The organism is Amycolatopsis rhizosphaerae, from assembly GCF_007713715.1.
GTDB classification, from domain to species: domain Bacteria; phylum Actinomycetota; class Actinomycetes; order Mycobacteriales; family Pseudonocardiaceae; genus Amycolatopsis_E; species Amycolatopsis_E rhizosphaerae.
On record NZ_VJWX01000346.1, the window covers coordinates 1 to 7,682 of the forward strand.

At 70.9% G+C, this 7,682-nt stretch carries 10 protein-coding genes and 1 pseudogene; 2 read left to right on the forward strand and 9 right to left on the reverse strand.

Translation table 11 applies throughout. From position 1 onward, the window contains the following. Positions 1 to 60: 60 nt before the first annotated feature. The 6 genes from FNH05_RS26755 to FNH05_RS26780 form a co-directional block, all read right to left on the reverse strand. Complete coding sequence (locus FNH05_RS26755) at positions 61 to 324, reverse strand: DUF3618 domain-containing protein (RefSeq protein ID WP_144591481.1); 264 nt, start codon at positions 322 to 324, stop codon at positions 61 to 63. Beyond that, positions 311 to 742, reverse strand: a complete 432-nt coding sequence (locus FNH05_RS26760; protein ID WP_144591482.1) for a phage holin family protein — start codon at positions 740 to 742, stop codon at positions 311 to 313. Before FNH05_RS26760 ends, FNH05_RS26755 begins: the two co-directional genes overlap by 14 nt. 63 nt (positions 743 to 805) lie before the next feature. Continuing rightward, positions 806 to 2,581, reverse strand: a complete 1,776-nt coding sequence (gene ctaD, locus FNH05_RS26765; protein WP_144591483.1) for an aa3-type cytochrome oxidase subunit I — start codon at positions 2,579 to 2,581, stop codon at positions 806 to 808. 127 nt (positions 2,582 to 2,708) lie between these two features. Further along, a complete protein-coding gene (locus FNH05_RS26770; protein ID WP_222426717.1) occupies positions 2,709 to 3,428 on the reverse strand; it encodes a metallophosphoesterase family protein in 720 nt (239 codons plus the stop codon). After that, positions 3,425 to 3,682: a BON domain-containing protein gene (locus FNH05_RS26775; RefSeq protein WP_144591484.1), complete on the reverse strand. Its 258-nt coding sequence runs from the start codon at positions 3,680 to 3,682 to the stop codon at positions 3,425 to 3,427. Before FNH05_RS26775 ends, FNH05_RS26770 begins: the two co-directional genes overlap by 4 nt. Next, positions 3,679 to 4,272 carry a nucleotidyltransferase family protein gene (locus FNH05_RS26780; protein WP_144591485.1) on the reverse strand — a complete coding sequence of 198 codons (594 nt, stop codon included), beginning with the start codon at positions 4,270 to 4,272 and terminating at the stop codon, positions 3,679 to 3,681. The genes FNH05_RS26775 and FNH05_RS26780 overlap by 4 nt, the downstream gene beginning before the upstream one ends. 123 nt (positions 4,273 to 4,395) lie before the next feature. On the opposite strand from FNH05_RS26780, the gene FNH05_RS26785 reads away from it, so the two are divergent. Both FNH05_RS26785 and FNH05_RS26790 read left to right on the forward strand, forming a co-directional pair. After that, positions 4,396 to 4,767 (forward strand): ATP-binding protein, encoded by a 372-nt coding sequence (locus FNH05_RS26785; RefSeq protein WP_144591486.1) that lies wholly within the window; start codon positions 4,396 to 4,398, stop codon positions 4,765 to 4,767. Between the two features lie 203 nt (positions 4,768 to 4,970). Then, positions 4,971 to 5,351, forward strand: a complete 381-nt coding sequence (locus tag FNH05_RS26790; protein WP_144591487.1) for an STAS domain-containing protein — start codon at positions 4,971 to 4,973, stop codon at positions 5,349 to 5,351. Between the two features lie 16 nt (positions 5,352 to 5,367). Here FNH05_RS26790 and FNH05_RS26795 read toward each other — a convergent pair whose 3' ends face one another. The 3 genes and pseudogenes from FNH05_RS26795 to FNH05_RS39465 form a co-directional block, all read right to left on the reverse strand. Then, positions 5,368 to 6,630 carry a UDP-glucose dehydrogenase family protein gene (locus tag FNH05_RS26795; protein WP_144591488.1) on the reverse strand — a complete coding sequence of 421 codons (1,263 nt, stop codon included), beginning with the start codon at positions 6,628 to 6,630 and terminating at the stop codon, positions 5,368 to 5,370. Further along, complete coding sequence (locus FNH05_RS26800; protein WP_144591490.1) at positions 6,623 to 7,570, reverse strand: glycosyltransferase family 9 protein; 948 nt, start codon at positions 7,568 to 7,570, stop codon at positions 6,623 to 6,625. The genes FNH05_RS26795 and FNH05_RS26800 overlap by 8 nt, the downstream gene beginning before the upstream one ends. Then, positions 7,561 to 7,682: pseudogene (locus FNH05_RS39465) on the reverse strand (short-chain dehydrogenase); the annotation flags it as partial. The pseudogene FNH05_RS39465 and the gene FNH05_RS26800, both read right to left, overlap by 10 nt.

The window sequence follows — 7,682 nt, forward strand, 5'->3', positions numbered from 1 at the left end:
GTGAAGGGACCCTTCACGGCCAACACTCACGCGCCGCAGACTTCCACATGCCGCCTCTTCTCACCTCCACCGAGACCAGTACCGCGCGCGGACGGGCTTCGCCGGGATCCGGCTCCTGTTCAGGACCTGCCGGATGACCAGCACCGTCACCATGCCCACCATCACGCCGATGCTCGTGGCGAGCGCGAAGCGCTGGGTGGTGCGGGCGGTGTCGGTGACCTTCTCCGCCAGTGCCTGCGTCGTCTGGCCGAGTTCCTGCCGCGTCAGCTCCAGGTCGAGCCGCGCCTCTTCCACGTCGCGCGGGAAGGTCTCACGCCCGGCCATGGCGGCGGCTCCCTTCGCGGATCACCTGCATGTCCTTGGCCATGCCTTCCACGGCCTCCCTCGGCAGCGGCGGGATCGCCGCCTTCAACTGGCTCCCGCCCACCAGCAGCGCGATACCGCCGACCAGGACCAGGAATCCGCCGATGATCAGCGCGGCGGCCCAGCCGGGCAGGACCAGCGCCAGTGCCAGCACGGCGGCGGCGACGAGAGTGGCGCCTCCCAGCAGGGCGAGCACGCCCGCGGCACCGGTGACCCCGGCGCCGACCCCGGCGCGGCGCCCCTTCGCCTTCAGCTCCGCCGTGGCCAGCCGCAGCTCGTCACGGACCAGCCGGCGCATCTGGTCCGACAGGTCCTGGACCAGCTGGGCGATGGAGCGATCTTCCACGGGCGCCGGGCTTCGTCCTGTTTGCGCGGTCATCGTCGCCTCCTCCGCGTCGGTTCGGGAGACGGCTACCCGGCGGAGGAGGCCTTAACCACTGTGTCAGGCCTCGCCGCCGCCGTGCGGTGTGCTGGCGTCGGCGGCCTTCTCCGACAGCGTTTCCCTGGCCTGCGCGTGGGGCACGGCCTTACCGGTGAACGTGATGTGCCCCTGGGCCCGCAGGCGCTCCACCAGGTGCGGGTAGTGCAGCTCGAAGGCGGGCCGCTCGGACCGGACCCGCGGCAGCTCCAGGAAGTTGTGCCGCGGCGGCGGGCAGGTGGTGGCCCATTCCAGCGAGTTCCCGAAGCCCCACGGGTCGTCGACCTCGACCGGCTCGCCGAAGCGGTAGCTGCGCACCACGTTGTAGATGAACGGCAGCATCGAGGCACCCAGGATGAACGCACCGATGGTGGAGATCGTGTTCAGCAGGGTGAACCCGTCGGTGGACAGGTAGTCGGCGTAGCGGCGGGGCATGCCCATGTCACCCAGCCAGTGCTGCACCAGGAACGTGGTGTGGAACCCGATGAACGTGGTCCAGAAGTGGAACTTGCCGAGCCGCTCGTCGAGCATCCGGCCGGTCATCTTCGGGAACCAGAAGTAGATGCCGGCGAAGGTGGCGAACACGATCGTGCCGAACAGCACGTAGTGGAAGTGGGCGACCACGAAGTAGGTGTCGGTGATGTGGAAGTCCAGCGGGGGCGACGCGAGCAGCACCCCGGTCAGCCCGCCGAGCAGGAAGGTCACCATGAACCCGACCGACCACAGCATCGGGGTCTCGAAGCTGATCTGCCCCTTCCACATGGTGCCGATCCAGTTGAAGAACTTGATCCCCGTGGGCACCGCGATGAGGAAGGTCAGCATCGAGAAGAACGGCAGCAGCACGGCGCCGGTGGCGAACATGTGGTGCGCCCACACCGCGAAGGACAGCGCGGTGATCCCGAGGGTCGCGAAGACCATCAGGCGGTAGCCGAACAGCGGTTTGCGGGAGAACACCGGCACGATCTCGGTGACGATGCCGAAGTAGGGCAGCGCGATGATGTAGACCTCGGGGTGCCCGAAGAACCAGAACAGGTGCTGCCACAGGATCGGCCCGCCGTTGGCCGGGTCGAGGGCGTGGGCGCCGATGATCCGGTCGGCGGCCAGCGCGAACAGGGCCGCGGTGAGGATCGGGAACACCGCGAGGATCAGGATGCTGGTGAACAGCATGTTCCAGGTGAAGATCGGCATCCGCCACATGGTCATGCCGGGGCAGCGCAGGCACACGATCGTGGTGACCATGTTGACGGCGCCGATGATGGTGCCGACACCGGCGATGCCCAGGCCGAAGATCCACAGGTTCCCGCCGATCCCCGGCGTGTGCATGGCGTCCGACAGCGGTACGTAGGCGGTCCAGCCGAAGTCGGGAGCGCCGCCGGGCGTGATGAACGAGCTCATCGCGATCGTGGCGCCGAACAGGTACAGCCAGTACGACAGGGCGTTGAGCCGGGGGAACGCGACGTCGGGCGAACCGATCTGCAGCGGCAGCACGAGGTTGGCGAACGCGAACACGTTCGGCGTGGCGTACAGCAGCAGCATGATCGTGCCGTGCATGGTGAACAACTGGTTGTACTGCTCGTTCGACAGGAACTGCAGTCCGGGCCGGGCCAGTTCGGCCCGCATCAGCAGGGCGAGCACCCCGCCGATGATGAAGAACGCCAGCGAGGTCACCAGGTACATCGCGCCGATGACCTTGTGGTCGGTGGTGCGGGCCAGCCGCACCAGTGCATGGCCCCGCCGGTGGCGGACCGGGAGTTCGTACCGGTTGCCCACCACGACAGGGCGGGCGCGCAGTTCGGTCATCTCATCCCTCGCCTTCGTCGCGCACAGTGCCGGTCGGGCTTACCCACTGTCCTCCGGAACCCAAACTCGTTGCAAGGCCCCATTCTCACGCCGATGGGGTGGACACGCACGTCGGAGCGGAAGACGATCAGCTTTCGGGGCCGAGGCCGTAGCTGGCGAACGCGCTGCGGATGACCGGCTGGGCCACGTTGCGCACCCGCACTCCGCCCGGGGTCACGCCCTGTTCGCAGCCGAAATGCGCGTGCCCGTGTATCGCCAGGTCCACCCCGCATTCGTCGATCACCTCACCCAGTTGATAACACCCGAGAAACGGGTAGATCTCGGGCGGTTCGCCCCGCAGGGTCTCCGGAATGGGTGAATAGTGGGTGAGCGCGATGCGCACGTCGGCGTCGAGTGAGGCGAGTGCCTCCCGCAGCCGTTCGGCTCGCTCGATCGTGTGACCGACAAAGGCCTTCATTTCCCGCTCACCGAAATTGCTGGCGCATTTTCCGGCGAATCCGCCGCCGAACCCCTTCACCCCGGCGATGCCGAGCCGCCGCCCGTCCACCCCGAGGGTGACCGCGTCGCCTTCGAGCACGCGAATGCCGTGGTCCTCCAGGAGTTTGGCGATGTCGTCGGCCTGGTCGCCGTGGTGGTCGTGGTTGCCAAGGACGGCGATCACGGGCGCGTCCAGGTCGCCGAACTCGGCCGCGGCGACCCGGGCCTCGTCCAGGGCACCGTGCCGGGTGAGATCACCGGCCAGCAGCAGGACGTCGGCGTGTTCCCCCAGGTGTTCCAGCGCGGGCCGCAGCGAGCCCGCCGCGTCCTGGTCCAGATGCACGTCGCCGACGGCGGCGATCCTGATCACCGCAGTTCCTCCCGCCTCGACGGCTCCCGGGTGTCGGCCACCCGCACGTCGTTGCACACCTGGACCTGGGGGAGGAGCTCGTGCAGGACCCGTTCGAGATCACCGCGCCGCTCTTCGGTGGCGACCTCTCCCGAGAGGTGGACGCGGGAGCCTCGGACGTTGACGCGGATCCCGAGTTCGGCGGTCCGCGGATCCTCGGCCAGCGCCCGCCGCGCGTGGGCGACCAGGTACTGGGGCGCGTCGGTTCCGGTCATCTCCGATTCCCTTCGGCAGTGTCGGGAGCGCCGACGCCGGCGGCGGGCACCTCGGCCACCGACAGCCCCTCGACAAGGGCGAGAAACGCCTGCGCGTAAGGTGATCCGGCGGTCTCGGCGGCCACCCGGTCCCAGTCGATCTGCTCGCGCAACCCGCGCGCGATCGGCAGCAGCGGGGTGAAGTCGCAGCGGTGGGCGGTGAGCACCAGGAGTTTGTCGACCATCAGGTCGGTGGCGTCGAGCACCGGGGCCAGCGCGGGCCCGATGCGCAGCGGTTCCGCCCGCGCCAGCAGTTCCGCCATGTTGCCGCGGTAGTTGGGCCGGAAGATCAGGTCGACGAGCACGTTTCCGTCGTAGACCTTCCGCAGCCAGTTCTCCGGTGGGTCTTCCGGGCGCATGCCCGCCGCGACCAGTGCCCTGGTCGCGGTTTCCACGTCCTGCTCCGACAGGAAGATGTCGACGTCGTGCTCGGAGGGCGGCCCGCCCCGGGCGTAGACCGCAAAACCGCCCGCGACCGCGAACTCCACTTCCTCGGCCGACAACGTGGTGACGACCTTGGTCAGCGTGCGAAGCAGCGCGCGCTCATCCATAACGGGCGGGTACCCGGCCGCCGGGTCCCGAAACGGGGTCTACATCGGACAGTGGCCGGTGTTTCCCCCTCCGTGGTCACGGGTATCAGACCGCGGTCAGGATCAGTCGCAGGGAGAGACCGGATGCGCACTCGCGCGGAGATAACACTGGCCCGGGCGCCCGAGGCGGCCCGTCATGCGCGCCGGTTCGTCGAAGGGGTCTGCGCGGTCTGGCGGCTCGGCGCGCTGACCAGCGACGCCGAGACGGTGGCCAGCGAGCTGGTGGAAAACACCTTGCAGCACACGGAATCCCGGCCGCACCTGCGACTCGAGCTCGGTTTGGCGGGCGAACTCACCGTCTCCGTCTCCGACGACAATCCCGGCCACGCGCGGATCAGGAAGCCCGACCGCCGTGGGGGTTTCGGACTGCGACTGGTCGAGAAAACGGCGGCGGATTGGGGGTGTACGACCACCGGCGCCCGGGGGAAAACCGTGTGGGCGAAGCTAATCGCTTGAATTGTGTTCAGCATTACCGGTGGTAGCAGGCAGTTAACCCGCTCTTGCCTTGCGTGTACCCCGGTCACGGCCGTACGGTCGAGAACGTAGCGGTTGAGAAACCAGCCGTGCCGGGAGAGTGATTTCCGCACTCGACCGGCGGGGAGCATCTGCCAGACGGCGAACGCTCTTCCCCCTCGACACACCGACAGATCGGAAGAGCCGTGCACACTATCAGCGACGTCCGCATCGAAATCTCGCGGCGGCGGGACGGCATCGCGCTGGCCCGCACGGCCGGTGAACTCGACGCCCTCGGTGCCCCCGTCCTGCGAGCGTGCCTCAACGAACGCATCAGTACCGATCGCAGTTTCGTGCTCGACCTCGACGAGGTCACCTTCCTCGGCTCCGCCGGCCTGGAGGTCCTGCTCGACGCGCACGACAGCGCGGCCAGACACCGGGTGCCCTGGGCACTGGTGGGCAACAGCCGGGCGGTGGCTCGCCCGTTACGGGTGACCGGCCTCGCCGCCCGCCTCCCGCTGTCGCCCAGCGTCCCCGCCGCGATCCTGAGACTCACCGCCACCGGCTCGGTCGTCGGCATTCGTTAGTCGCTGATTCCGTTCGTCACTGCCCGCCCAGCGGCAGGCAGGTCAGCCCGCAGGACCGCAGCTTCGCCGGATCCAGCAGCCGCCGCGTGTCGATGACCGCGTCCCCCTCCGCCAGTCCCGCGAGCTGCGCCCAGTCCAGCGCGGTGAACTCGGGCCACTCGGTCAGCACGACGATCGCCGCCGCGCCCTTCGCGACCAGGCTCGGGTCGTCCACCGCCTGCACCGGCGCCACCTGGGGGCTCGCGGCGGGCACGGCCGGGTCGTAACCGGTCAGCACCGCCCCCTCGGCGGCCAGCCGCCGCGCCACCGCCAGTGCCGGTGAATCCCGCAGATCCGAGGTCCCGGCCTTGAAGGTCAGGCCGAGCAGGCCGAGGCGGATCCCGTCGAGACCGTCGGCGCCCACCACCGCGCGGACCTTTTCCGCCACCCGTCCCGGTTGCCGCTCGTTCACCGCGACCGCGGCGCGCAGCAGCGCGGGATCCACGCCGAGATCGGCGGCCGAACGGGCCAGCGCCGCCGTGTCCTTGGGCAGGCACGAACCGCCCCAGCCGGGACCGGGATCGAGGCAGGCGGGCCCGATGCGCGCGTCCAGTCCCATCACCCGGGTCACGGTGCCGACGTCCGCGCCCACCTGCTCGCACAGCTCCGACAGCACGTTCACATAGGACAGCCGCAGCGCGAGGTAGGCGTTGCTCGCGTACTTGGCCAGCTCCGCGCTCGCCGGGCCGGTGCGCACGACGGGGGCGCCGAGTCCGGCGTAGAGCGCGGCGGTGCGCCGTGCGGCCGCACCGTCGTCACTGCCGATCACCACCCGTCCGGGGTGGAGGAAGTCCTCCACGGCGTGCCCTTCCCGGAGGAACTCCGGATTGCTCACCACCGGATGGTCCGGCCAGGCGCGGGCGAGCCGGTCCGCCGTCCCGATCGGGACGGTGGACTTGACGACCAGCACGGTTCCGGGGCGCAGCACCGGCCGTAGCGCGTCCACGGCACCGTCGAAACCACTCAGATCCGCCTGGCCGCCTTCCCCCATCGGGGTGGGCACGCAGACGAACACGAACTCCGCGGCGGCCAGCTCGCGGTGGTCGGTGGTGTAGCGCGGGCCGGACACCAGTTCCGCCAGGCCCGGTTCGGTGATCGGCACCTCGCCCCGGCGGAGCCCGGCGACCTTCGGCTCGTCGATGTCCACACAGGTCACCGCATGGCCGAGCCGGGCGAGGCAGGCCGCGGTGGTCAGCCCCACGTAACCCGCGCCGAGCACCCCGATCGCGTGGCTAGCCATGCGGCACCCCCTGCCGCACCAGCTCGGCGGCCTCGAGCACGTCGGCCGGGGTGATCCGGAGCAGGCCCGGGCCGGGCGCGCCGGCGAAGGGGTCGCCGGGGCATCCGGACCACAGCACCGCGTGGCGGTTCCCGGTGCCCGGCGGCGGGCCCCAGCGCGACGGCGCCACGGGGCCGAAGAGCAGCACCGACGGGGTGCCATAGGCGGTGGCCAGATGCCCCACACCGGTGTCGCCGCAGACCACCAGCGCCGCGTCCGCGACCAGCGCCGCGAGCGCGGCCAGGCCGGTCCGCCCCGCCAGCACCGCGTCCGGGCCCAGACCGGCCCGCGACGCGACGGAACCGGCGAGTTCGCGTTCGGCGGCGCTGCCGGTCACCACGACGCGACGGCCCCACGCCGCCAGCGCACCGGCGACCTCGGCGAACCGCGCCGCGGGCCAGCGGCGGGCGCCGAAGGCCGCACCGGGATGCACCACCACCGCGCCCGGGGCCGGGCTGGGCACGGTGGGCCGGGCGAGCGCGAGATCGTCCGGATCGGCCGCGATGCCGTAGTGGGCGAGCAGGCGGCACGAGCGCCGTGCCTCCCGCATCCGGGGTTCCCAGGCCGGGCCGTGGAGAGCCGGATGGTCCGGATGGCGGTGGGTGAGCAGCCGCGAAGGCCGGGTGCGCACCAGGTCGGTGCTGCTTTCCGGGCCACGGCCGTGCAGGTTGACCGCGACCGCGGGCGGCTCGCCCGCCCACGCCAGCTCCCCGAGGCCGCCGGTGGGCAGCACCTCGTCCACCGCGCCGGTGAGCGAGGCCAGTTCCCCCAGCGCGCCGGGCGCGGCCAGCACGATCCGCGCGCCGCCGAACGCGGCCCGCAGCCCCCGCAGCGCGGGCACCGCCACCAGCAGGTCGCCCACGCCCAGCGCCCGCAGCACCAGGACGGTGGTCACGGCCAGGAGCCCTCCTCCGAGGAGGCCACCACCAGCTCGCGCACCTCGCACCCGGGAGGCTGGGACAGCGCGAACAGCACCGCCTTCGCCACGTCCTCCGGCCGGTTGAGCTTGGCGT